Raw genomic sequence first — 22101 nt, forward strand, 5'->3', positions numbered from 1 at the left:
CCGCAACCGGAAGGAAGGCTCCCCCTTGAAGTTCTCCGTGCTCTCTCTCGTCGGCCACGCCCCGCATCCTCTGACCGGCGAACTCCCCTCGGCCGCCGAACGGTTCCACGAGGTGATCGAGACCGGTGCCGCGGCTGAGCGGCTCGGCTTCGACGCGTACGCGATCGGGGAACGGCACGCCGGGCCGTTCCTCTCGTCGAGCCCAGGGGTGATCCTGGGCGCGCTGGCCGCCAGGACCTCCACCATCCGGCTCCTGACCGGGGTCACGGTCGTCGCGATCCTCGATCCGGTGCGGGTGGCGGAGGAGTTCGCGACACTCGACCAGATAGCGCGCGGCAGACTCGAACTCGTCGTGGGGAAGGGTGCGGAGGCCGGGCACTTCAGCCTGTTCGGGCTGGACGAGGAGCGGCAGTGGGATCTGCAGAAGGAGAAGTACGAGCTGCTGCGCCGGCTGTGGAGCGAGGAAGGGGTGGACTGGGACGGTGAGTTCCGTCCGCCGCTGAAGAACGTGACGACCGTGCCCCGCCCGTACGCCGGGCCGCCGCGGATCTGGCACGGCTCGGCGACCAGCCTCAACTCGCCCGAACTGGCGGCCCGGCACGGCGACCCCCTGTTCACCGCCAACGCGATCCAGCCGCGCGAGGCCTACGCGAGGCTGATCGCCTACTACCGCCAGCGGTTCGAGGCGTACGGGCGCGATCCGGCGGACGCGCGGGTGGCGGCGGGCTCCGGCGGCCTGCTGATCGCGGACACCACGCGGAAGGCGGTCGAACGCTACAAGGAGCTGTACGAGGCCAAGGTCGCCCAGTCCTTCAAACCGCATCTGGAGGGCAGGGCCGGCTACAACACCCCGTTCCGCACGATCGAGGACGCGATGGCCGACGGCCCGCAGCTCATCGGCTCCCCGCAGCAGATCATCGACAAGATCCTCGGCTTCCACGCGGTGTACCGGCACGATCTGCAGTCGCTCACCGTGGACGGATTCGGCCTGTCGCACGGCGAGCAGCTGGAGACGCTCCAGCGCTTCGCCGAGGAGATCGCCCCGGTGGTACGGCGTGAGGCGCCCTCCACGCTCTGGGACTGACAGGGGCGGTGGGCGGACCGGGCGGTGTACTGACAGGGGCGGTGGGGCGGACCGGGCGGCGCGGTGCCCGGTCCGTCGTCCGCGGGCCGCACAGGCCGGGGCCGGCTCCGTCCGCGACCTGTGCGGACTTTCGCAGCCCCTGAGGTTCCCCGTTCGGCAGGGGCCGCATAATGAGCACATACATCGGATGTATTGTGCGCGAGGAGGCCCCGCATGGCCGTCACCGACGAAGCGATCGAGAAGATCAAGGCAATGATCGTCTCCGGCGCCCTGGCCCCGGGAGACCGTCTTCCCAAGGAGAGCGAGCTCGCGGCCGAGCTCGGCCTGTCACGCAACTCTCTGCGCGAGGCGGTGCGCGCCCTGTCACTGATCCGGATCCTCGACGTCCGCCAGGGCGACGGCACCTACGTCACGAGCCTGGACCCGCAGCTGCTTCTGGAGGCACTCAGTTTCGTGGTGGACTTCCACCGCGACGACACGGTGCTGGAGTTCCTCGCGGTCCGCCGGATCCTGGAACCGGCGGCCACGGCGATGGCGGCGTCGCGCATCGAGGAAGAGGAACTGAACGCCCTGAGCGCCCAGTTGGACGCGCTGGGCCCCGATCCCTCGGTGGAGGCGCTGGTCGCCGGCGATCTGGAGTTCCACCGCGGCATCGTCCGGGCCTCCGGCAATTCGGTGCTGTGCTCCCTGCTGGACGGCCTGTCCGGCCCGACCACCAGGGCCAGGGTGTGGCGCGGACTGACCCAGGAGGACGCGGTCAGCCGCACCCTGCACGAGCACCGGGCGATTCTCGCCGCGCTGCGGGACCGGGACGCGGAGGCGGCCAGGTCCTGGGCGACGGTCCACGTGGCGAGCGTGGAACAGTGGCTGCGCTCAACCCTGTGAGGGTGCGGCGGGGCGCAGCCGAAGACCCTGCATCCCGCCGTCGACGGCGAGTGCGGTGCCGGTGACGGACGCGGCCGCCGGGCTCGCCAGGTAGACGACCGCGGCGGCCACCTCGTCGGCGGACACCAGCCGTCCCAGCGGCTGGCGGGCGTCGAGCGCGGCGCGCTCCGCCGCCGGGTCCTCGGCCCGGTCGAGCAGCCGGCCGATCCAGGGGGTGTCAGCGGTGCCGGGATTGACGCAGTTGACCCTGATCCCCTCACGGACATGGTCGGCGGCCATCGCGAGGGTGAGGGAGAGCACGGCCCCCTTGCTCGCGCTGTAGAGCGCGCGCTGCGGCAGGCCGGCGGTCGCGGCGATGGAGCAGGTCTGGGTGATCGACACGGCCCCGGGCCGCCCGGTGGCGGCGCGGCGCAGATGGGGCAGCGCGTGGCGGGCGACGCGGACCATGCCGACCACGTTGATGTCCAGGACGCGCGCCCACTCCTCGTCGGCGTTGTCCTCGACGGTCCCGATCGAGCCGATCCCCGCGTTGGACACCAGGGTGTGGAGTCCGCCGAGCTCCGCGGCGGCCCGGTCGACCGCGTTCCGTACGGCGCCGTCGTCCCTCACGTCGGCCTCGAGGGCCAGCGCCCCCTCGGGAGCGCCGGCGGGATCGAGGTCCAGCACGGCGACACTCGCCCCGCGCGCGAGCAGCAGTGCTGCCACCGCGGCCCCGATACCGGATGCGCCGCCCGTCACCAGCGCGGACAGCCCCTCGAAATCCTGCGTGCCGGTCATCGGACGGTCTCCTCGGGTGTGCGGCGGGCCTGCCAGACGGGGCCCTGCGGATAGCGGTGTCCGGCGATCGAGGCGGGGAGCATCCGGGCCGAGAAGCCCGGCGCGCGAGGGGTGACGTAGCGGCCGTCCTCGATCACGGCCGGGTCTGCGAAGTGCTCGTGGAGGTGGTCGACGTACTCGATGACGCGGTCCTCCCAGCTGCCGGAGACCGCGACGTAGTCGAACATCGAGAGGTGCTGGACCAGCTCGCACAGCCCGACGCCTCCGGCGTGAGGGCATACCGGGACGCCGTACTTGGCGGCGAGCAGCAGGACCGCGAGGTTCTCGTTGACGCCCGCGACGCGTGCGGCGTCGATCTGGACGAAGTCGACCGCGCCCGCCTGGAGCAGTTGCTTGAACACGACCCGGTTGGCGATGTGTTCGCCGGTGGCGACCTTGACCGGCTGCCCGGCGCGCACGGCGGCGTGGCCGAGCACGTCGTCGGGGCTCGTGGGTTCCTCGATCCAGTACGGGTCGAACGGGGCGAGCGCGTTCATCCAGTCCACCGCGCCGGCCACGTCCCAGCGCTGGTTGGCGTCGACGGCGATCCGGATGCCGGGGCCCACGGCCTGGCGGGCGAGTGCGAGCCGCCGGATGTCGTCGTCCAGATCGGCGCCGACCTTCAGCTTGATCTGGGTGAATCCGTCGGCGACGGCCTCCTTGGCCAGGCGGACGAGCTTGTCGTCGTCGTATCCCAGCCAGCCGGGCGAGGTGGTGTACGCGGGATAGCCCTGGGCGAGCAGCCGCTCGGTGCGCTCGGCACGGCCCGGCTCGGCGGCACGGAGGATGCCGAGCGCCTCCTGCGGGGTGAGGGCGTCCGTGAGGTAGCGGAAGTCGACGAGGGAGACGAGCTCCTCCGGGGTCATCTCCGCGAGGAACTGCCAGACGGGCTTCCCGGCCAGTCTCGCCGCGAGGTCCCAGGCCGCGTTGACGACGGCTCCGGCCGCCATGTGCATCACGCCCTTCTCGGGGCCGAGCCAGCGCAGCTGGGAGTCGTGCGTGAGGCTGCGGTACAGGGCGGCGAGGTCCGCGGCGGTACGCGGCACGGGGCGTCCCGCCACGTAGGGCCGGAGCGTCTCGATGGCCGCGGCCATGACATCGTTGCCGCGCCCGATGGTGAAGCAGAAGCCGTGCCCCTCCTCGCCCGCGCCGTCCGCGCGCAGGACGACGTAGGCGGCGGAGTAGTCGGGATCGGGGTTCATGGCGTCCGAGCCGTCCAGCTGCTCCGAGGTGGGAAACCGGATGTCGTCGACCTCGAAAGCCATGACGGTCAGACTCATGTGCGCCCCCAGGGCAATAACATCGGATCTCTCATTGGTCATCCGATGTATAACCCCTCACAGGTCGCGCAGTCCAGGGCCTGACGGAAGTTTGATCACTTTCGATCGGTACAGCTCGGATGAATCAAGGGGCGGCACGCTTCAGCTCTGCACGCAAACGGGCTGCGGCGGAACAGGACGGAAGCCGTAAGGTTGGTCCGTACACAAGGGAACTTCGGAAGGAGGCCTGGGTGATCGAGCTCGAGGGGGTACCCGAGCTGGTCGACCCGGTCATGGTGGCCGCGTTCGAGGGCTGGAACGACGCCGGTGACGCCGCCTCCACAGCGGTGGCGCATCTGGACCGGGAATGGAAGGGCGAGGTCTTCGCGGCGCTCGACGCCGAGGACTACTACGACTTCCAGGTCAACCGGCCCACGGTGTGGCTGGAGGGTGGGACGCGCAAGATCACCTGGCCCACCACGCGGCTCTCCGTGGTCCGGGTCGGCGGCGAGAAGCCCCGCGACCTGGTGCTGATCCGTGGCATCGAACCCTCCATGCGCTGGCGTTCGTACTGCAACGAGATCCTGGGCTTCGCCCATGAGCTGGGTGTCGGGATGGTCGTCATCCTGGGGGCCCTGCTCGGCGACACCCCGCACACCAGGCCGGTGCCCGTCAGCGGGGTCACCTCGGATCCGGATCTGGCGAGGACCATGGATCTGGAGGAGACCCGGTACGAGGGGCCGACCGGCATCGTGGGCATCCTCCAGGAGGCCTGCACGCATGCGGGGGTGCCCGCGGTGAGCCTGTGGGCGGCGGTGCCGCACTACGTGTCGCAGCCGCCTAACCCGAAGGCGACGCTGGCGCTCCTGAACAGGCTCGAGGACCTGCTCGGGCTGCGGATCCCGCTGGGCGAACTGCCCGAGGACGCCCGCGCCTGGCAGCTCGGGGTCGATCAGCTGGCCGCCGAGGACAGCGAGGTCGCGGAGTACGTGCAGACGCTGGAGGAGGCGCGCGACACCGCGGAGCTGCCCGAGGCGTCCGGCGAGGCCATCGCCCGCGAGTTCGAGCGGTACCTCCGGCGCAGGGACGTCGGCGGCCCGGGGCAGGCACCGGGGGGTCATGCCACGGAGAGCGGTGACGTGCCCTATCTCCGGGACACGTCCGGCGGACGCACGAGGCCGCCGAAGCCGCAGCGTCCGGAGAAGGGCCGGCCGAAGGATGCCGAGGGGGACGCGGCACCCGATGACAAGCCGCCCGCCGGGCCGGACGAGGACGCCTCGGACGACTGACTTCTCGCCTCCGGCGAGGAACGGCCCCGGACTTCGTCGCTCTCGCGAAGTCCGGGGCCGTTCGGCGGTGTCTGCGGATGCGGGTTACAGCGCGACGCCCAGCAGGGCGTCGACCGTGCGCGACACGAGGCCGGGCGCGCCCTCGTCCGTGCCGCCGCCGGAGCTCTGCCGCGCGGCCCAGCGGTCCACGGCGGCGAGCGCGGCCGGGGCGTCCAGGTCGTCGGCCAGGGCCTCCCGGACCTCCTCGACCAGGGCGTCGGCGGGGAGCCCGTCCGGCCGGGAGACGGCGGCACGCCACCGGGCGAGGCGCTCGACGGCATCGGCGAGCACCTGGTCGGTCCACTCCCAGTCGGACCTGTAGTGGTGCGCGAGCAGGGCGAGCCTGATCGCGGCGGGGTCCACGTCGTCCCGCCGCAGCGCCGACACGAAGACGAGGTTGCCCTTGGACTTGGACATCTTCTCGCCGTTCAGGGCGACCATGCCCGCGTGCACGTAGGCGCGGGCGAAGGGGTGCTCGCCGGTCAGCACCTGGGCGTGTGAGGCGCCCATCTCGTGGTGCGGGAAGGCGAGGTCGGAGCCGCCTCCCTGGACGTCGAAGCTCATGCCCAGGTGGTCCAGGGCGATGGCGACGCACTCGATGTGCCAGCCGGGCCTGCCGCGGCCGAGACTGCCGCCGTCCCAGCTCGGCTCGCCCTCACGGGCGGCCATCCAGAGCATCGGGTCGAGCGGGTTCTTCTTGCCGGGGCGCTCCGGGTCGCCGCCGCGCTCGGCGGAGAGCAGCCGCATGGCCTCGGCGTCCAGGCCCGAGACCTCGCCGAAGTGCGGGTCGCAGTCGACGGAGAAGTAGGTGTCGCCTTCGAGCTCGTAGGCGGCGCCCGCGTCACGGAGTCGTTCCACGAGCGGGACGATGCCGGGTATAGCCTCGACCGCCCCGATGTAGTGCTTCGGAGGAAGCATGCGCAGGGCGGTCATGTCCTCCCTGAAGAGAGCCGTCTCGCGCTCCGCGAGCTCGGTCCAGTCCTCACCGTCGCGCACGGCCCGCTCAAGCAGCGGATCATCCACGTCGGTCACGTTCTGGACGTAGTGAACCTGCCGCTTGGTGTCGAGCCACACGCGCTGAACGAGGTCGAACGCGTTGTAGGTCGCCGCATGACCCATGTGGGTCGCGTCGTACGGCGTGATGCCGCAGACGTAGATGCGGGCGACGGGACCGGGGTCAAGGGTGATCCGTCCGCCGGTCGCGGTGTCGTGGATCCGAAGGTCGCGGCCCTTGCCAGGCAGGGCGGGGACCTCAGAAGCGGGCCAGGCATGCATGTCATGAGCGTAACCGGACGATGCTTCCGGATACGAACCGGATGGCAGATCGTGGCCGAAGAGGCGGTCTTGCGCGCGGGCCTCTTTTCCTTCAACCGTCCCGGAGCCGTCCGCCCGCGGCCTTCACATACCCGTCCCGGAGCTGTCGGCCCGCGGCCGTCACACGGGCGGCCACGGGATCGGTGGCCAGTCGCCGCTGGGCTGTGGGTGCCGGCCGGACTTGCGGAGGCTCTCCACACGGGCGCGCAGGGCCTCGATCTCCACTGCGGTGATCAGTTCCCCCAACCGGGTGGCGAGCACCGCGCCCGGTTCCAGGCAGGCGGACAGCCGGTCGAGCACCTCGGCGGCCTCAGCGGTCAGCGGCTCGCCCGCCCATCCCCAGAGCAGCGTCCGCAGCTTGTCGTCCGCGTTGAAGGTGACACCGTGGTCGATGCCGTACAGCCGTCCCCCGGGTGCGGGCAGCAGGTGCCCGCCCTTGCGGTCCCCGTTGTTGATCACGGCGTCCAGGACCGCGAGCCTGCGCAGCCGGGGATCGTCCGCGTGGACCAGCAGGGCCGTCTTCCCCTCCCCTACCTCGGCGAGGCCGACGGCCTTCCAGCCGTCACCCGGCTCCTCGTCCTCGACGAGCGCGAGCAGGGGCGGCGGCCCGTCGGCCGCCGGGTCACCGTCGCCGTGCTCCGCCTCGATCCAGAGCTGGCACATCCCCTCGCCGTAGGGGCCCTCCCGCAGCACCGTGGGGGGCACGAGTCCCCAGCCGGTGGCCTCGGAGACCTCGTACGCCGCGACCTCTCGCTGGGCGAGGGTGCCGTCGGGGAAGTCCCACAGCGGCTGCTCTCCGGCGACCGGCTTGTAGACGCAGTGGCGCTCCGCGCCGTCGGAGGCGACCGTGCAGTACAGCACCGCGTTCGACGCGCCCCGGACCCGGCCGAGGACCGTGAGCTCCCCCTCGGCGAGCAGGGTGCGCAGCCCCGCGTCCGTCAGGCCCCGCGACGGTATCCGTTCTGGCGCGGGCATACGTGTCCTTCCGGGTCGAGGGGGAGGCTGCACAGCGGGCACGGCGGGCGGCCGGCGTTCACGACGTCCAGCGCGCGTTTGGCGAACGCCCGCGCCTGAGCTCCGCTCAGCCGGACACGCAGCATCGGAGGGCCGTTCTCCTCGTCCTGCAGAAGCCTTTCCTCGGCCTCCGCGAGGTCGTCCTCGGAGTCGGCGTCCAGCTCGACGAGCGCCTGCGCCTCGACGATCATGCGCTGCTCCTCGCCGTCCCAGGCGAGGGCCATGGTGCCGACCCTGAACTCCTCCTCGACGGGTGCGTCGAGCGGCGCGGTGTCGGTGACGTCCATGGGTGCCACCGCGGGCACCGGTGAGTTGCCGCCGGTCCGCCGGACGACCTCGTCGAGGAGTTCGTCGATCCGTTCGGCCAACGCGGCGACCTGGGTCTTCTCCAGGGCCACACTCGTGACCCGTCCCCGCGAGGACGCCTGCAGGAAAAACGTACGGCGGCCAGGCAGCCCGACCGTACCGGCCACGAAACGGTCCGGTGGGTCGTAGAGGAACACCTGACGGGACACGTCCTGTCTCCCTTGAGAATGTGATGGCGGATGGGGGCGGCCCCGGGCCGTGCTGGGATGTCCCACACGGCCTCTACGGCGCGTCCACCCTACTGCGCGGAGCGATCACGGTGCCCCAGCGCCGCCCCCGACGGCCGCATCCGTTGCCCTGTCCCCCGCCGCGTCGGCGCCGATGGCCTGTTCCGGCGGGGCGAGGGACGCGAAGTCGCCGGTGTCTCCGAGCCGGAGGAGGAACGGGCGCAGCCGCGTGTAGCGGATCGCGGTGACGGAACACGGGTCGGCCTGGACACGCTGGAAGAGGTCGAGGTGCATGCCGAGCGCGTCGGCGACGAGAGACTTGATGATGTCGCCGTGGGAACACATCAGGTAGGTGGCGTCCTCACCGTGTTCCGCCTCGACACGGGCGTTCCAGTCCCGCACGGCGTCGACGGCCCGCGCCTGCATGGTCCGCATGGACTCCCCGCCGGGGAAGGCGGCGGCCGAGGGGTGCTGCTGGACGACCTTCATCAGCGGTTCGTCGGCGAGCTCGGCGAGCTTGCGCCCCGACCAGTCGCCGTAGTCGCATTCACTGATCCGGTCCTCCGTGTGCAGCGGAAGGTCCGGGCGGGCGTCCAGCAGCGGCTGGAGCGTCTGCCGGCAGCGCTGCAACGGGCTGCTGACAGCCGCGGCCAGCGTGAGGGCGGACAGCCTGCCGGGCAGCGCGGCGGCCTGTTCGGCGCCGCGTTCGTCGAGGGCGACACCTGGAGTGCGGCCCGCGAGCACTCCGGAGGTGTTGGCGGTCGAGCGTCCGTGGCGTACAAGGATGAGCGTGGGCATACCTGCCAGCGTAGAGGTGCGTGAAGCCTCCGCGGCAGGGAAGAATGCGCGGGTGATCGTCGACTGCGGAATTTACCGGGACGGGCGTCGGACCGAAGGTCCCGCCGACTTCTCCGATGCCCTCGACGAGGCACGCTCCAGCGGGGACGCGTTTCTCTGGATCGGTCTGCACGAGCCGACGGAGAAGGAGTTCGACCTGGTCACGAGCGAGTTCTCGTTGCATCCGCTGGCGGTGGAGGACGCCCTGCGCGCCCATCAGCGGCCCAAACTGGAGATCTACGACGACTCACTGTTCGTGGTGATCAAGCCGGTGGTCTACGAGCAGGAGAGCGACACCGTGAGCGCCGGTGAGCTGATGCTGTTCATAGGTGATTCCTTCGTGGTGACGGTGCGGCACGGCGAGGGCGCGCCGCTCGCGGCGGTGCGGCAGCGGCTGGAGGCCGAGCCCGAGGTCCTCAGGCACGGGCCCACGTCGGTGCTCTACGCGGTCAGCGACGCCGTGGTGGACCACTACATCGAGGTCGCCGCGGAGCTCCAGGTCGACCTGGAGGAGCTGGAGGCTCAGGTCTTCGCCCCGACCGGCTCCAGGGACACCACGAACACGGCGGCGAGCATCTACACCTTCAAGCGGCAGGTGCTCGAGTTCCGCCGGGCGACGAATCCGCTGAGCGCACCGATGGCACGGCTGTCGAGCGCGGGCGTGCCGTTCGTCGACACGGATTCGCAGCCGTTCTTCCGGGACGTGAACGACCACCTGACGCGCGCCGTCGAGCAGGTGGAAGGGCTCGACCGGCTGCTCTCGGACATTCTGTCGGCGCATCTGGCGCAGGTGGGTGTGCGACAGAACGACGACATGAGGAAGATCTCGGCATGGGCCGCCATGGCCGCCGTACCCACCATGGTGGCCGGGATCTACGGCATGAACTTCGAGCACATGCCCGAGCTCGACTGGGCGTGGACCTATCCGGCGGTGATCGTGCTGATGGGCGTCGCGGTCGTCGGCCTGTACCGCCTGTTCAAGCGCCGGGGCTGGATGTAGCGCGGTCGCCCGTCTCAGGCGTACTCCGTCTCGGGCACGGCCGGGCCGCCGAGCGCGTCGCGCAGGGCCGGGGCGGGCTGTTCGAGGCTCACCATGCGCCGCCAGCCCACCAGGCGCTCGTAGGCGTACACCGCGTGGATGCCCGCGGCCAGCACGGCCGCCTTGGCCCTGGACCAGCGCAGCACGCCGCCCATGTGGCTCATCACGGCGAGGCTGACGTCGCGGTACACCCGGATCTCGGCCCGGGCGCACTCCCGCAGGACGGACTGGATCGTCCGGCCGTGTCCGGCCCGGGCGAGGCGGAGGAGTTCCTCGTGGCAGTACGCGAGGTGGTTGTCCTCGTCCCGCGAGATCATCTTCACGGCGCGGCCGAGGACGGGGTGCCCGGCGAAGTGCTTGAGCAGGAGCCGCATCTGTTCGGAGGCCCGCTGTTCGGTGACCCTGCTGTGGGCCAGGTAGACGATGACCTCCCGCTCGGTGAGCGGCTCCTCACGGCTGAGCCGGTCGTGGGCGAGCCCGATGCCCAGGCGCTCCAGCAGGAGGGTGTAGTCGGTCCCGTACGGCACCGCGACGGGCTGGAGCCCGCGCTGCTTCAGCAGGGCGTTGAAGATCCTGCCGTGCTTGTCCTCGTCGGCACCGTGCCGGGCTGCCTTGGGTGCCAGCTCGCGCAGTCCCGGCGGCATGAGTGCGGCGATGCGCCCGTTCTCCCAGCCGCCCTGCGACTCACCGCCGGCGGCGATCGAACAGAACAGCCGGAACGAATCGTCGTCGTCGAGGATCTCCTGGAAAAGACTCTTTGCCGAGAGCATCACTGCCACCCTTCGCACCGGTGTCCGCAGAGGCACAGTCAAATCCGGTACGCGCCGGTAGGCAACACGAGCGGGGCGGGGCGGGGCCGAACGGGCGCCGTGCGGCGCCCGGACCTGCCCCGGGGCCGCCGGAGCAGTGCGGGGCGTAACCCGGGGGCCGTACGGCGCGTTGTCCCGTACGACGGCCGTGGCGGGGAGGACCCCCGAGCCCCCACCACGGCCGTAGTGCTGCGCCCGGCGGTCAGGCGGCGAGGCCGGAGCGCTCCAGGGCGTCGGTGCCGGCGCGCAGGGCCGCGAGCCGCTCGTCGAGCGTGAAGCCCGCCGGTGCCAGGGTCAGCGTCGTGACGCCGGCGGCCGCGTACGCCTGCATCCGGTCGGCGATCCGCTCCACCGGGCCGAGCAGCGTGGTCTGGTCGATGAGCTGGTGCGGTACGGCGGCCGCGGCCCCCGCCTTGTCGCCGGCCAGGTACTTGTCCTGGATCTCCGCGGCTTCCTTCTCGTACCCCATGCGCTGGGCGAGCTGGTTGTAGAAGTTCTGCTTGCGGCTGCCCATGCCGCCGACGTAGAGCGCGGTGTACGGGCGGAACATGTCGGCGAGGCCGTTGACGTCGTCGCCGACCGCCAGCGGAAGGGTCGGACAGACGTCGAACCCGTCCATCGTCTTCCCGGCCTTCTCCCGGCCGGCCCGCAGGTGCTTCACCGCGGTCTCGTCGAGGTGCTCGGCGGAGGGGAAGATCAGGAGGGCGCCGTCGGCGATCTCGCCGGTCTGCTCCAGGTTCTTCGGGCCGATCGCGGCGATGTAGAGCGGGATGTGCTCGCGCTGCGGGTGGACGGTCAGCTTGATCGGCTTGCCGGGGCCGTCGGGCAGCGGGAGCGTCCAGTGCTCGCCCTCGTAGGACAGCCGCTCCCGGGACATCGCCCGGCGCACGATCTCGACGTACTCGCGCGTGCGGGCCAGGGGCTTGTCGAACTTGACTCCGTACCAGCCCTCGGACACCTGCGGTCCCGAGACGCCGAGGCCGAGGCGGAAACGGCCCCCGGAGAGCGAGTCGAGGGTGGCCGCCGTCATGGCCGTCATCGCGGGCTGACGGGCCGGGATCTGCATGATGGCGGAGCCCACGTCGATGGACTCGGTCCGGGCCGCGACCCAGGCCAGCACCGTCGGCACGTCGGAGCCGTACGCCTCGGCCGCCCAGCAGACGTCGTAGCCGAGCCGGTCGGCCTCCTGGGCGACGGCGAGGTTGTCGCCGTCCATCCCCGCACCCCAGTAACCGAGATTGATGCCGAGCCGCATACCCACGCTCCCTCTACTGATCAGTAACGTTCCTGTGCCCGGGACTCTAGCGCGGGGCGCCGGGATCCGGCAGGCTCGCCGGGGACGGGGTTGTCCACAGGCTTCCACGGCGTGGGGCCCTGGCCAGTAATCTCAGCGCCCATGGAGCAGAGGCATCTCGGCCGTACCGGCCTTCGCGTGTCCCGGATCGGGCTGGGCACCCTCACCTGGGGCCGGGACACCGACGAACACGACGCCGCCGACCAGCTCAAAGCCTTCTGGGACGTGGGCGGCACCCTCGTCGACACCGCCGACGTGTACGCCGGCGGGGAGGCCGAACACCTGCTGGGGCGCCTCCTGGACAACCTGGTGCCACGGCGAGATCTGGTCATCGCGACCAAGGCCGGCAGCGTGCCCGACCCCTACCGCCGCTTCGACGGATCGCGCGGGCACCTGCTCGCCGCGCTCGACGCCTCGCTGCGGCGGCTCGGGACGGACCACGTCGACCTGTGGCAGCTCCACGCCTTCGATCCCGTGACGCCGCTGGACGAGACCCTGCAGGCGCTGGACCTCGCTGTGTCGTCGGGCCGTGCCCGGTATGCCGGAGTGTCCAACTTCAGCGGCTGGCAGCTGGCCAAGGCGGCCACCTGGCAGCTCGCCGCGCCCGGGCTGCGCACCCGGCTGGCCTCCACGCAGATGGAGTACTCGCTGTTGCAGCGGGGCGTCGAGCGTGAGGTGCTGCCGGCGGCGCTGGACCTCGGGGTGGGGCTGCTGCCGTCGTCCCCGCTCGGCCGGGGGGTGCTGACCGGCAAGTACCGCACGGGCACGCCCTCCGACTCACGCGGCGCCTCCGAGCAGCTGGCCCCGTTCGTCGAGCCGTACCTCGACGAGGCGGCGGGCAGGATCGTGGACGCGGTGGCCACGGCCGCCGACGGCCTCGCCACGACGCCGCTCCAGGTCGCGCTCGCCTGGGTGCGGGACCGGCCGGGGGTGGTGGCTCCGGTCGTCGGGGCGCGCAACGCGCGCCAGCTGGCCGAGGCCCTGTCAGTGGAGGCGCTTAGTCTTCCTGACGAGATCTGCCAGGCGCTCGACGACGTGTCGGCGCCCGTGCACCGCTATCCCGACCAGGACTGGAGCACGCTGTGACTGCGCATCCCCGGGGAGAAGCCCCGGACCCCGCGGCCGAGGACCACGAGGCCGGCGAGGACGCCGCCCAGGCCGCCGACACGCCCGGCACGCCCGACGAGGGCGACGCGGGGAGCGCGGAGGGCGCGGAGGGCGCTCAGGACCCGGAGCAGGTTCCCGGTGTGCCCGCCGCCCCCGCACTGTCGGAGGCCGAGGCGGAGCTGGCCGCCCAGCGCGAGCTGCGCGAGCGGATCGAGCAGCGCAAGGCGGAGAAGGAAGGGCCCATCGCCGCCGGCACGAAGCTGAGCGGCCCGGCAGCGGATCTGCTCGCGGCGGTACGCGCGGTGGAGAGCGGTGAGAAACCGGGCACCGCCTTCTTCGACTCGCCCGCCTCGGCGCCCGCGCCCCGCCGGGCAGCCCCTGCCGCCGCCCCGACGGCGCCCGCCGGTCCCTCCCGGGACCCCGAGCAGCCGGCCCCTGCGGCCGCTTCCCCCGGCGCCGCGGCCGCGGTCGCGGCGGTGCTCGCCGGAGGCGGGGCCCCCGAGGCCCTGGCCCGCCCGGCGGCGGCGACACTCGGCGAAGGGGCGGCCCAGGCGCTCCGGGAGGATCCGTGGCAGCTGCTGTCCGTGCCCGGTGTACGCCCCGAGCAGGCGGACGGCTTCGCGAGGGCACTGCTGGGCGCGGAGTGCGGGCCCGACGACGAGCGGCGTACGGCGGCTCTGGTGGGCTGGCTCCTGGAGCGGGCCGCGCTCCGGGGCCACACCGCACTGGACGCCGACGAGGTGCGGACGGCCCTGGCCGGGTACGCGGTGACCGACCCCGGGGAGGCCGTGCAGCACGCCGTCGACGAGGGCGTCGTGCTGGTGTTCCAGGACGGCGTCGACGCCACGGAGCCGGAGAGCCCGGAAGGGACCGAGGAGACACCCGAGGACGGGACGCGGGGTGACGATGAGCCGGTGCCGGTCCTGCTCGGCCTCGACCGGTACGCCCTGGCCGAGGAGAGCCTCGCCGACGGCCTGGGCCGGCTGGTCAACTCCTGCGACAAGGGCGCCGACTGGACGGAGGCGGCAGCAGCCGCCCCGTCCTCCTCGGCGGGCGAGCTGATCCGGGCGGCCGCGGCGGCCGGTCTGGTGGCCCACAGCGGCGGCGAGGCCGCCCGTGCCGAACCAGCCGCCCTGATCGCCGCCGCACACGGCCTCGGTCTCCGGGTCGTGGGCACCACCCACAGCGCGGACGGGCGGCGCCGGCTGGAGGAGGCGGTCGGGGACGCGGGGTCCGCCGTCACTCTCTCCGCCCTGCTCTCCGGCGAGGACGGGCCGGGCCGGGACGCGGACGGCGCGTTCGCCCTCGACGTGCTGGTCGTGCTGGACGCCCCGCAGCTCGACGTGGAGACGGCCGCGATGCTGGTGGAATCCCTCGCCGACGGGACACGCCTGGTCCTGAGCGGTGACCCGGGCGTGCTGGGATCGGCCGGCGCGGGCCGGGTGTTCGCCGACGTCATCGCGGCGCGCGCCTGCCCTCACGTGGTCTCGCGCACGCCCGACCCCGGACCGATCGGCGAGCTGGTCTCCGGCATCGGCATCGGCGAGCTCGCCCAGGTCGACGCACCCGGCAGGGAAGTGGTGATCGTGCCCGTCCGGGACGCGGGTGAGGCCGTCCACCGCACGGTGCAGCTGGTGGCCGACTCGGTGCCGCGCGCCATCGGGGTGCCTTCCTCCGACACCCAGGTGATCACGGTGGGGCACGGCGGTTCGGCGGGCACGACGGCACTGAACGCCGCGCTCAAGGAGCGGCTGAATCCGGGACCGGGCCGGTTCGGCGGCTTCGACCCGGGCGACCGCGTGGTCCATGTCCCCGCTCCCGGCAGGGCGGTGCCCGGCTCGGTCGTCTCGGCTGACGCCGAGGGCCTGCGTCTGGACTGCGCCGGGACACCCGTCGTCGTACCGCAGGACCGGGTGGAGACCTCGGTCCGCCACGGCTGGGCGCTCAGCGCCCACCAGGCGGCCGGGATGCGCTGGCCCGCCGCTGTCGTCGTCCTGCCCGGAGACGCCGCGCAGGGTCTCAGCAGGCCCTGGGTGTACACGGCGTTCAGCCGTGGGGAGCGGCACCTGTCCGTGGTGCACGGCGTGGACCAGGCTCTGCCGCGCGCGGTGGCCGAGGTGCCGGCCCAGGAGCGGACCACCCGGCTGCGCCCCCTGCTGGAGGCGCTGCCCACGCCGGACGCCTCGTAGGGCGGTCCGCCCGGCGGGGCCCCGGAGCACGTCCGACGGGCCCGGTGCGCCGCGCACCGGGCCCGTCGGACGATGGGCTCAGGAGCGTTCCGGGAGGACGTCCTCCGGGTCCACGTCCAGCTCGTCGTCCTCGTCGAAGACGGAGCTGGCGTCGAAGCGGCAGACCACGAGGGACGGATCTGCGTCGTCGAACGGCGCACCGAGCCACTCCCCCGGGTCGGGAAGCTCGTCCACGGCGGAGACCCAGAGGGTGGAGTCCCCCTCCTCCAAGCCGAACTCCTTGTGCCGGGAGGCGATTTCGTCCGCCTCGTACTCGCCGAACACCACGCCCAGCGCGGCGTGCACACCGGCGCCGGCGGTCGGCAGGGCACTCCCGTCCTGTCCCTCCGGATCAAGATCGGCGAGCCGCTGCGCCTGGGCGAGCAGCCGCGCGGGCTCGGCCACCGCGTAGTCGCGCCTGATCAGCACAGTGACGGCGTGCGGTTCCTCCGGGCCCGCATACGGCGGGAGGGAGTCCTCCGCGGCGGGGATCTCGAAGGGGGTGACCTCGTCGTGGCGGTCGTAGAGCAGTTCGTCGTATACCTCGGCCGCGGCGGCCAGTGCGTTGAACGCGTCGTAGACAGCGGGGTCGTCGTCCCCGGTACGGCGTTCGACTGCCTGGAGGTGGCGGTCGAGCGCGGTTTTGACTGCATCGGCGGCGGCGCGTACCTCGGCAGCGGTGGGCTGCGCAGCATCAGACATGGGACAGACGCTATCCGTACCGGGGGTCTGCCCGCACAATAGATGCGATGCCGGAATACGAATTCATCGACGTGTACGTGCCGCGCGGGGTGACCCGCAAGGAGGCGGCCCGACTGCTCACCGACCGTGCCGAGTACGGGCACTGGGAGCTGGACCGACTGACGCTGCGCCGTGACGGCAGTCGCCGGGTGCGGCTGCGGCGCCGCATCATCCGCCAGCTACGGCCCACCTGGTAGGGCGGAGCGGGTTCCGCACACGCGGAACCCGCTCGTCACATGGCGCGACAGCGCTATGCGGCGCTGCGCGAGCGCCGGTACAGGACCGTGCCCGCGCCTGCGAGCAGCAGGCCCGCGCTCGCCGGGATGAGCAGGTCGAGCCCGCCCCCGCCGGTCTGCGCGAGCTGCTCACCCGCCACGAGCTGGGTCTCGGGCACCGGGGGTGCGTCCGGCGTGGCCGGCTTCTCCGGGGTGTGCGGCGTCCGCGGTACGACGGGAGGCGGGACCGTCTCCGTGTCGTTCTCGCAGTCGTTGCCGAAGACCGGGTTGAGCAGACCGCCGACGGTGACGCTGTTGCCGCAGACGTTCAGGGGGATCTCCACCGGCACCTGCACCTGGTTGCCGGAGAGGATGCCGGGGGAACCGGTCGTCTCCGCCTGGGCCGAGGTGCCGGGGGCACGGTGCCTGCCCGTCCCGGCCCCGTTGTCGCGCACGTCCTCGTGCCCGGAAGCCTGGCTCCCGGAGCCGTGACCGGACGGGGACGCCCCGTCCGGGGTGTGCGCGTGGCCGGAGTCCGAAGATCCGTTTCCGCAGTCGTTTCCGCTCGTGGGGTTGAGCAGACCGCCGACGTCCACGGAGTTTCCGCACACGTTGACGGGTACATCGATGGGGACCTGGATCGAGTTCCCCGAGAGCACTCCCGGTGAACTCGACGCGGCGCCGGCCGCACCCGCGTCGGCGTGCGCGTAACCGCCGCCGAGCGCGAGCACTCCGCCCGCCGCCGCCATGGTGATCAGGCCTTTACGTGTGACCTGTCGCATAGGTTGTCTTCCTGCCTTCTGCCTGCCGAAATGCCCCGGGCACAGCCGTGCGGGGGGCCGAACGCCCAGCGGCCCCGGAGTGCATGGCGCGCACTCCGGGGCCGACCGGACTCACACCCTCACGGGTTGACGCGCATCGTCACGCGTTGACGCAGGCGTTGCCGAAGGCGGGGTTCAGCAGCCCGATCACGGAAATCGTGTTGCCGCACACGTTCACCGGAACGTGGACCGGAACCTGGACGACGTTGCCCGAGAGCACGCCGGGGCTGCCGATGGCGGCACCCTGGGCACCGGCGTCGGCGGAAGCCATACCCGCACCCGCGAGCACGAGACCACCGGTAGCAGCCGCGATTGCGACGACCTTCTTGATCATTATTCCTCCTGATTGACAAGTGCGGTCCCAGCCGCGGACCGCATCACGTGTAACGAGGAGGGGGTGAGGGGGCTACGAGCGGGCGATCCCTTTCACCCTTTCCGGTGAGGTGCGTACAGGCTGTCGATTTCCGCCGCCGGGCGGGTCAGGAGTGGTCGATGAACCGGTCGAGCACCCGGGCGCCGAAGGTCAGCCCGTCCACCGGAACGCGCTCGTCCACACCGTGGAACATGCCGGCGAAGTCCAGCTCCGGCGGCAGCTTCAACGGAGCGAAGCCGAAGCAGCGGATACCGAGGTCGTCGAAGGACTTGGCGTCGGTACCGCCGGAGAGCATGTAGGGCACGGCGCGCGCGATCGGGTCCTCGGCCTTCAGCGCGAGCTGCATGGCGTCCACCAGGGAACCGTCGAAGTCGGTCTCCAGGGCCTTGTCCCCGTGCACGTCCTCACGCTTCACCCGCGGGCCGAGGATCCGGTCGAGGTCGGCCAGGAACTCCTCCTCGTAACCGGGCAGGAAGCGCCCGTCCACGTGCGCCGTGGCCTGTCCGGGGATCACGTTCACCTTGTAGCCGGCGCCGAGCATGGTGGGGGCGGCGGAGTTCTGCAGGGTGGCGCCGACCATCTTGGCGATCCCGCCGAGCTTGGCGAGCGTCGCCTCCATGTCCTCGGGGTCGAGGGGGGTGCCCAGCGCGTCGGACAGCTCGTCCAGGAAGGACCGCACGGTCTTGGTCACCCGGACCGGCCACTTGTGCCGGCCCAGCCGGCCCACGGCCTCACAGAGCTCGGTGATCGCGTTGTCGTTGTTGGTCATCGAGCCGTGCCCGGCGGTGCCGTCGACGGTGAGCCGCATCCAGTGCATGCCCTTCTGCGCGGTCTCCACCAGGTAGAGGCGCAGGTTCTCGTTGACGGTGAAGGAGAAGCCGCCGACCTCGCCGATCGCCTCGGTGACGCCGTCGAAGAGGTCCCGGTGGTTGTCGACGAGGTGGCGCGCCCCGTACGTGCCGCCGGCCTCCTCGTCGGCGAGGAAGGCCAGCACGATGTCGCGCGGAGGCTTGCGGCCGCTGCGCATGCGGTCGCGTACGACCGCGAGGGTCATCGCGTCCATGTCCTTCATGTCGACCGCTCCGCGCCCCCACACGCAGCCGTCCGCGATCTCTCCGGAGAAGGGGTCGTGGGTCCAGTCCGCCGCGTTCGCCGGCACCACGTCGGTGTGCCCGTGGATCAGCAGCGCCGGCCTGGAGGGATCCTCGCCCTCGATCCGGGCCACGGTGGAGGCGCGGCCCTTGTGGGACTCGATGATCTTCGGCTCGAGCCCGACCTCGGCGAGCTTCTCGGCGACGTACTCGGCGGCGGCCCGCTCCCCGGGGCCCGAGTGGTCGCCGTAATTGCTGGTGTCGATCCGGATCAGGTCACGACAGAGGTCCACGACCTCCTTCTCGGCGGTCTCGCCGATGCCGGCCGGGGACGTGTTGGTCTCGCTCACGCTGCTTCCTTCCACTGGCACGGTGGTGCTCCCCCTCATCCTCGCGCGCCCGCCCCCGTGCACCCAAGACCGCCCGGGCTCCGTCATGCGCCTTTCACATGGCCGGGGACGTGATCGAGCACCCTCGAATGTTTGCTATGGTTTTCCACGTCGGAACGGGCAGGGCCCGGAAGACACACCCGGTCCGGGTGGCGGAATGGCAGACGCGCTAGCTTGAGGTGCTAGTGCCCTTTATCGGGCGTGGGGGTTCAAGTCCCCCCTCGGACACAGCGGAAAACCCCCAGGTCGTCCTGGGGGTTTTCGCTTTTCCGTCCTACTCCTTGATGCGCAGGAAGGTCACGGAGTGTGCCGGGAAGGTGTGGGTGAATGCACGACCGTCGACGCGCAGGGTCGATTTCCGCGGTGCCACCTGACGGTCCTCGGCGGTGTTCACCGCGTCCGGGGCCGCCTGGAGCGTGGTGAGCCGGGCGGTCCGTGAGGCCGGCTTCGCCCCCAGGTCGATCCGGGTCCTGGCATCCGCCGCCTGTGCGTTGACCACCTTGACCACGAGTTCGCCGGTGGCGTCGTCCCGGGTGACCACCTGCCGGAAGGGTTCGGCCGGCTTGTCGTCGGTGAAGGTGCCCCACCGCTCACCGTCGAGGAAGAGGGTGACCTGGCGCCCGCGTACCTGTACGTGGATGTCGTAGGCGCGCCCCGTCTCGATGGTGGTGGCGTCCTCGGTCATCGTCTGCTTGGCGCCGTCGACCGTCTTCTCCACGGCGGAGCGGGTGTTGCCCCAGCCGCCGAGGTTCCACCAGTAGGTGTTCCCGGTGTCCTTGACCCCGAAGGCGACGAGGAAGCCTTCCTTCCCGGCCTTCTTGGTCGCCTTGACCTTCATGTCGTAGTTCTGCCAGCCGGTGTCCCCCGCCGTGACCAGGGTGTCCTCCGCGCTCTGGTCGGACTGGACGTACGCCCCGTCCTGGACGGCCCAGGTGCCGCGTCCGGCCGCCTTCGTCCACTGCGCGTCGCCGGCGGTGAAGTCGTCGCTCAGCAGCCGGCTGCCGTCCGCCCCGGTGACCTGGACGTCGTCGTAGGCGGCGCTGGTGGCCCAGGTCGACAGTCCGACGGCGCCGGTGATCGGTGCGGTGGTCGCCGGTGTCGAGGAGGCGGCACTCGGTACGACGCGGTCACCCACGTTGTTCATGAAGAGCTTCTGCATCTCGTAGTTGGCGGACCCCCATGACTTCTCGTTGTCGAACCAGATCATGTCCGGCCGCCACTGCGCGTCGTTCGTGTCGGCGAGGAGCGGGGCGTAGGAGGCGAGCTCCACGACGTCGGCGTTGCGTTCCAGGCCCGTCATGAAGGCCGCTTCGGCCAGGGCGTTGGAGAAACGGTTGTCGAGCGAGGCGTACTCACCGAGGAACACCTTCGGGCCCTGGCGGTCGTAGGTGTCGTAGCGGGCGTTGTTCTCCAGGAACCACTGCGGGCTGTTGTAGTAGTGCTCGTCGACCATGGCGACGCCGGCGTCGCGGTTCAGCTGCCAGGCGCGGTCGAAGGTCGCGCCGCTGTCGTCGGGTCCGGAGTTGCCGACCACGGTGATGTCGGGGTACCTGGCCTCGATGGCCTCGCGGAACTCCGTGAAGCGGGCGAAGTACTCGTCCGGCAGGTTCTCCTCGTTGCCGACCCCCAGGTGCGTGAGGCCGAACGGCGCGGGGTGACCCATCGCGGCCCGCTTCGCGCCCCAAGTGGAGTCGGCCGGGCCGTTGGCGAACTCGATCAGGTCGAGGGTGTCCTGGACGTGCCGCGCCAGCAGGGCGGGATCGTCGGTCGCCTTGTTCTGGCCGCAGCCGGTGACGAGGGCGGGCACGACCGGGAGGGCCATGGCCCCCATGTCCTCGGCGAACTGGAAGTACTCGTAGTAGCCCAGGCCGTAGGTCTGGTTGTAGCCCCAGAAGTTGGCGTTGACGGGACGTTGCTCGACCGGGCCGATGGTGTCCTTCCACTGGTAGCTGCGCTTCCGCTCCCAGTCGGGCGCCTCGTAGGCCTCGTGGCTCCCCGTGTTGACGATGCAGCCTCCTGGGAACCGCAGGAAGCCCGGATCCAGCGCGGCGGTCTTCTCCGCGAGGTCCTTGCGCAGCCCGTTCGCCCGGCCCTTGTACGTGTCGCGGGGGAAGAGCGAGATCATGTCCAGCCGTACGGTTCCGCTGCCGCCCGCCGTGACGGTGAGCCTGCCGTCCGCCGCCGAGGTGCGGGCGGTGAAGGTGCCCGTGTACTTCGTCCAGCGGTCGCCGCGGGCCGTGATGCGCAGGGGCTCGGCGAGCGCGGCGCCGTCCGCCGTCCGGGCTCCGACGGTCAGCAGGGTTCCGGTGGGACGGTCGGTGCGGGCCCAGACGGAGAAGTCGTAGCGCTCACCCCTGCGCAGGGTCAGGCCCTCGTTGTAGCCGGAGTTGGTGACGCCGAAGCCGGCCCCGCGGTCTCCGGCCCCGTCGAGGTCGAGGCGCAGGTAGCGGCGGTTGCGTTCGTTCAGCCGCTGTTCGTCGTCCACGGTCCCGGCGCTTCCCGTGCCGCCGGAGACCGAGGCCTCGCTCCAGGCGGTCATGGGTGAGTACGCGGCGTTGTCGGCGCGGTCGTACTCGAAGGAGCGGTTCTGGACGAGCTCGGCGTAGAGACCGCCGTCGGCGGCGTGGTTGATGTCCTCGTAGAAGACTCCGTACATCGAGTCACCGATGGCGGGGCCCGTGCGTCCGGGGTGCACGGTGAGGGAGTAGTCGGTCGCCTCCGCCACGGACGGGCCGTCCTCGGCGCGGGTGGGTGCTGCCACCAGCGTGCCGAGCAGGAGGGCGATGACCGGGACGGTGAGTCTCGGCCACAGGTGCGGGTGCGGCATGGACGCTCCAGAGATTATTGTTCGATATATCGGACGTTGACCAGAACTTCGAACGCAAGATAGGCAGGGCGCGGCGGCGGGTCAACGCCTCTGCCCG

General features: G+C 71.6%; 20 protein-coding genes and 1 tRNA gene. 8 read left to right on the forward strand and 13 right to left on the reverse strand.

Going from position 1 to position 22101, the window contains the following annotated elements; genetic code table 11:
- Positions 1-25: 25 nt before the first annotated feature.
- Both OO67_RS28385 and OO67_RS28390 read left to right on the forward strand, forming a co-directional pair.
- Complete coding sequence (locus tag OO67_RS28385; protein WP_033304572.1) at positions 26-1084, forward strand: LLM class flavin-dependent oxidoreductase; 1059 nt, start codon at positions 26-28, stop codon at positions 1082-1084.
- A gap of 213 nt (positions 1085-1297) precedes the next feature.
- Positions 1298-1969 carry a FadR/GntR family transcriptional regulator gene (locus tag OO67_RS28390; RefSeq protein WP_033304573.1) on the forward strand — a complete coding sequence of 224 codons (672 nt, stop codon included), beginning with the start codon at positions 1298-1300 and terminating at the stop codon, positions 1967-1969.
- Here the strand turns inward: OO67_RS28390 and OO67_RS28395 are convergent.
- Both OO67_RS28395 and OO67_RS28400 read right to left on the reverse strand, forming a co-directional pair.
- Positions 1958-2746: an SDR family NAD(P)-dependent oxidoreductase gene (locus OO67_RS28395; RefSeq protein WP_033304574.1), complete on the reverse strand. Its 789-nt coding sequence runs from the start codon at positions 2744-2746 to the stop codon at positions 1958-1960. The genes OO67_RS28390 and OO67_RS28395 overlap by 12 nt on opposite strands.
- A complete protein-coding gene (locus OO67_RS28400) occupies positions 2743-4065 on the reverse strand; it encodes an L-fuconate dehydratase (RefSeq protein ID WP_033304575.1) in 1323 nt (440 codons plus the stop codon). Before OO67_RS28400 ends, OO67_RS28395 begins: the two co-directional genes overlap by 4 nt.
- Positions 4066-4295: 230 nt before the next feature.
- Between OO67_RS28400 and OO67_RS28405 the strand changes: the two genes are divergently transcribed.
- Positions 4296-5333 (forward strand): PAC2 family protein, encoded by a 1038-nt coding sequence (locus OO67_RS28405; RefSeq protein WP_033304576.1) that lies wholly within the window; start codon positions 4296-4298, stop codon positions 5331-5333.
- An 84-nt stretch (positions 5334-5417) separates the two neighbouring features.
- Here the strand turns inward: OO67_RS28405 and mshC are convergent, their stop codons facing one another.
- The 4 genes from mshC to OO67_RS28425 form a co-directional block, all read right to left on the reverse strand.
- Positions 5418-6647: a cysteine--1-D-myo-inosityl 2-amino-2-deoxy-alpha-D-glucopyranoside ligase gene (gene mshC / locus OO67_RS28410; protein ID WP_033304578.1), complete on the reverse strand. Its 1230-nt coding sequence runs from the start codon at positions 6645-6647 to the stop codon at positions 5418-5420.
- Between the two features lie 159 nt (positions 6648-6806).
- A complete protein-coding gene (locus tag OO67_RS28415) occupies positions 6807-7661 on the reverse strand; it encodes an SCO1664 family protein (RefSeq protein ID WP_033304580.1) in 855 nt (284 codons plus the stop codon).
- On the reverse strand, positions 7625-8215 hold the full coding sequence (locus OO67_RS28420; RefSeq protein WP_033304581.1) for a DUF3090 domain-containing protein: 591 nt from the start codon (positions 8213-8215) through the stop codon (positions 7625-7627). Before OO67_RS28420 ends, OO67_RS28415 begins: the two co-directional genes overlap by 37 nt.
- Positions 8216-8320: 105 nt before the next feature.
- Complete coding sequence (locus OO67_RS28425) at positions 8321-9031, reverse strand: histidine phosphatase family protein (protein ID WP_033304582.1); 711 nt, start codon at positions 9029-9031, stop codon at positions 8321-8323.
- 52 nt (positions 9032-9083) lie between these two features.
- Between OO67_RS28425 and corA the strand changes: the two genes are divergently transcribed.
- Complete coding sequence (gene corA, locus OO67_RS28430; RefSeq protein ID WP_033304583.1) at positions 9084-10070, forward strand: magnesium/cobalt transporter CorA; 987 nt, start codon at positions 9084-9086, stop codon at positions 10068-10070.
- A 14-nt stretch (positions 10071-10084) separates the two neighbouring features.
- Here the strand turns inward: corA and OO67_RS28435 are convergent, their stop codons facing one another.
- Positions 10085-10879, reverse strand: a complete 795-nt coding sequence (locus OO67_RS28435; RefSeq protein WP_033304585.1) for a hypothetical protein — start codon at positions 10877-10879, stop codon at positions 10085-10087.
- 241 nt (positions 10880-11120) lie between these two features.
- Positions 11121-12173, reverse strand: a complete 1053-nt coding sequence (locus OO67_RS28440; RefSeq protein WP_033304586.1) for an LLM class F420-dependent oxidoreductase — start codon at positions 12171-12173, stop codon at positions 11121-11123.
- A 141-nt stretch (positions 12174-12314) separates the two neighbouring features.
- On the opposite strand from OO67_RS28440, the gene OO67_RS28445 reads away from it, so the two are divergent.
- Positions 12315-13298, forward strand: a complete 984-nt coding sequence (locus OO67_RS28445) for an aldo/keto reductase (protein ID WP_033304587.1) — start codon at positions 12315-12317, stop codon at positions 13296-13298.
- A complete protein-coding gene (locus OO67_RS28450) occupies positions 13295-15508 on the forward strand; it encodes a helix-hairpin-helix domain-containing protein (RefSeq protein WP_033304588.1) in 2214 nt (737 codons plus the stop codon). Before OO67_RS28445 ends, OO67_RS28450 begins: the two co-directional genes overlap by 4 nt.
- A 78-nt stretch (positions 15509-15586) precedes the next feature.
- On the opposite strand, the gene OO67_RS28455 is transcribed toward OO67_RS28450, so the two are convergent.
- Positions 15587-16249, reverse strand: coding sequence for a hypothetical protein (locus tag OO67_RS28455; RefSeq protein WP_033304591.1), 663 nt, complete (start codon positions 16247-16249; stop codon positions 15587-15589).
- Positions 16250-16296: 47 nt separating this feature from the next.
- Between OO67_RS28455 and OO67_RS28460 the strand changes: the two genes are divergently transcribed.
- Positions 16297-16485: a DUF5703 family protein gene (locus tag OO67_RS28460; RefSeq protein ID WP_033304592.1), complete on the forward strand. Its 189-nt coding sequence runs from the start codon at positions 16297-16299 to the stop codon at positions 16483-16485.
- 53 nt (positions 16486-16538) lie between these two features.
- Here the strand turns inward: OO67_RS28460 and OO67_RS28465 are convergent, their stop codons facing one another.
- The 3 genes from OO67_RS28465 to OO67_RS28475 form a co-directional block, all read right to left on the reverse strand.
- Entirely contained in the window at positions 16539-17285 is a 747-nt protein-coding gene (locus OO67_RS28465) for a chaplin (RefSeq protein ID WP_033304593.1), read from the reverse strand.
- A 139-nt stretch (positions 17286-17424) separates the two neighbouring features.
- On the reverse strand, positions 17425-17658 hold the full coding sequence (chpH, locus tag OO67_RS28470) for a chaplin ChpH (protein WP_033304594.1): 234 nt from the start codon (positions 17656-17658) through the stop codon (positions 17425-17427).
- A 145-nt stretch (positions 17659-17803) separates the two neighbouring features.
- The gene (locus OO67_RS28475) at positions 17804-19138 is read right to left on the reverse strand and encodes a M20/M25/M40 family metallo-hydrolase (RefSeq protein WP_033304596.1); all 1335 of its coding nucleotides are present in this window, start codon (positions 19136-19138) and stop codon (positions 17804-17806) included.
- A 182-nt stretch (positions 19139-19320) separates the two neighbouring features.
- Here OO67_RS28475 and OO67_RS28480 point away from each other — a divergent pair.
- A tRNA-Leu gene (locus tag OO67_RS28480) sits at positions 19321-19405 on the forward strand.
- A 46-nt stretch (positions 19406-19451) separates the two neighbouring features.
- Here OO67_RS28480 and OO67_RS28485 read toward each other — a convergent pair.
- Complete coding sequence (locus tag OO67_RS28485; RefSeq protein ID WP_033304597.1) at positions 19452-22004, reverse strand: alpha-L-arabinofuranosidase C-terminal domain-containing protein; 2553 nt, start codon at positions 22002-22004, stop codon at positions 19452-19454.
- Positions 22005-22101: the final 97 nt, after the last annotated feature.

This window comes from Streptomyces atroolivaceus, assembly GCF_000717025.1.
GTDB lineage: Bacteria > Actinomycetota > Actinomycetes > Streptomycetales > Streptomycetaceae > Streptomyces > Streptomyces atroolivaceus.

Excerpts from the sequence above, each read along its gene's own strand:
- OO67_RS28440 (WP_033304586.1), bottom strand. The coding sequence starts at position 12,173 with ATGCGGCTCGGCATCAATCTCGGTTACTGGGGTGCGGGGATGGACGGC.
- OO67_RS28425 (WP_033304582.1), bottom strand. The coding sequence starts at position 9,031 with ATGCCCACGCTCATCCTTGTACGCCACGGACGCTCGACCGCCAACACC.
- OO67_RS28455 (WP_033304591.1), bottom strand. The coding sequence starts at position 16,249 with ATGTCTGATGCTGCGCAGCCCACCGCTGCCGAGGTACGCGCCGCCGCC.
- OO67_RS28435 (WP_033304585.1), bottom strand. The coding sequence starts at position 10,879 with ATGCTCTCGGCAAAGAGTCTTTTCCAGGAGATCCTCGACGACGACGAT.
- OO67_RS28390 (WP_033304573.1), top strand. The coding sequence starts at position 1,298 with ATGGCCGTCACCGACGAAGCGATCGAGAAGATCAAGGCAATGATCGTC.
- OO67_RS28460 (WP_033304592.1), top strand. The coding sequence starts at position 16,297 with ATGCCGGAATACGAATTCATCGACGTGTACGTGCCGCGCGGGGTGACC.
- mshC (WP_033304578.1), bottom strand. The coding sequence starts at position 6,647 with ATGCATGCCTGGCCCGCTTCTGAGGTCCCCGCCCTGCCTGGCAAGGGC.
- OO67_RS28485 (WP_033304597.1), bottom strand. The coding sequence starts at position 22,004 with ATGCCGCACCCGCACCTGTGGCCGAGACTCACCGTCCCGGTCATCGCC.
- OO67_RS28465 (WP_033304593.1), bottom strand. The coding sequence starts at position 17,285 with ATGCGACAGGTCACACGTAAAGGCCTGATCACCATGGCGGCGGCGGGC.
- OO67_RS28415 (WP_033304580.1), bottom strand. The coding sequence starts at position 7,661 with ATGCCCGCGCCAGAACGGATACCGTCGCGGGGCCTGACGGACGCGGGG.
- OO67_RS28400 (WP_033304575.1), bottom strand. The coding sequence starts at position 4,065 with ATGAGTCTGACCGTCATGGCTTTCGAGGTCGACGACATCCGGTTTCCC.
- OO67_RS28445 (WP_033304587.1), top strand. The coding sequence starts at position 12,315 with ATGGAGCAGAGGCATCTCGGCCGTACCGGCCTTCGCGTGTCCCGGATC.
- chpH (WP_033304594.1), bottom strand. The coding sequence starts at position 17,658 with ATGATCAAGAAGGTCGTCGCAATCGCGGCTGCTACCGGTGGTCTCGTG.
- OO67_RS28395 (WP_033304574.1), bottom strand. The coding sequence starts at position 2,746 with ATGACCGGCACGCAGGATTTCGAGGGGCTGTCCGCGCTGGTGACGGGC.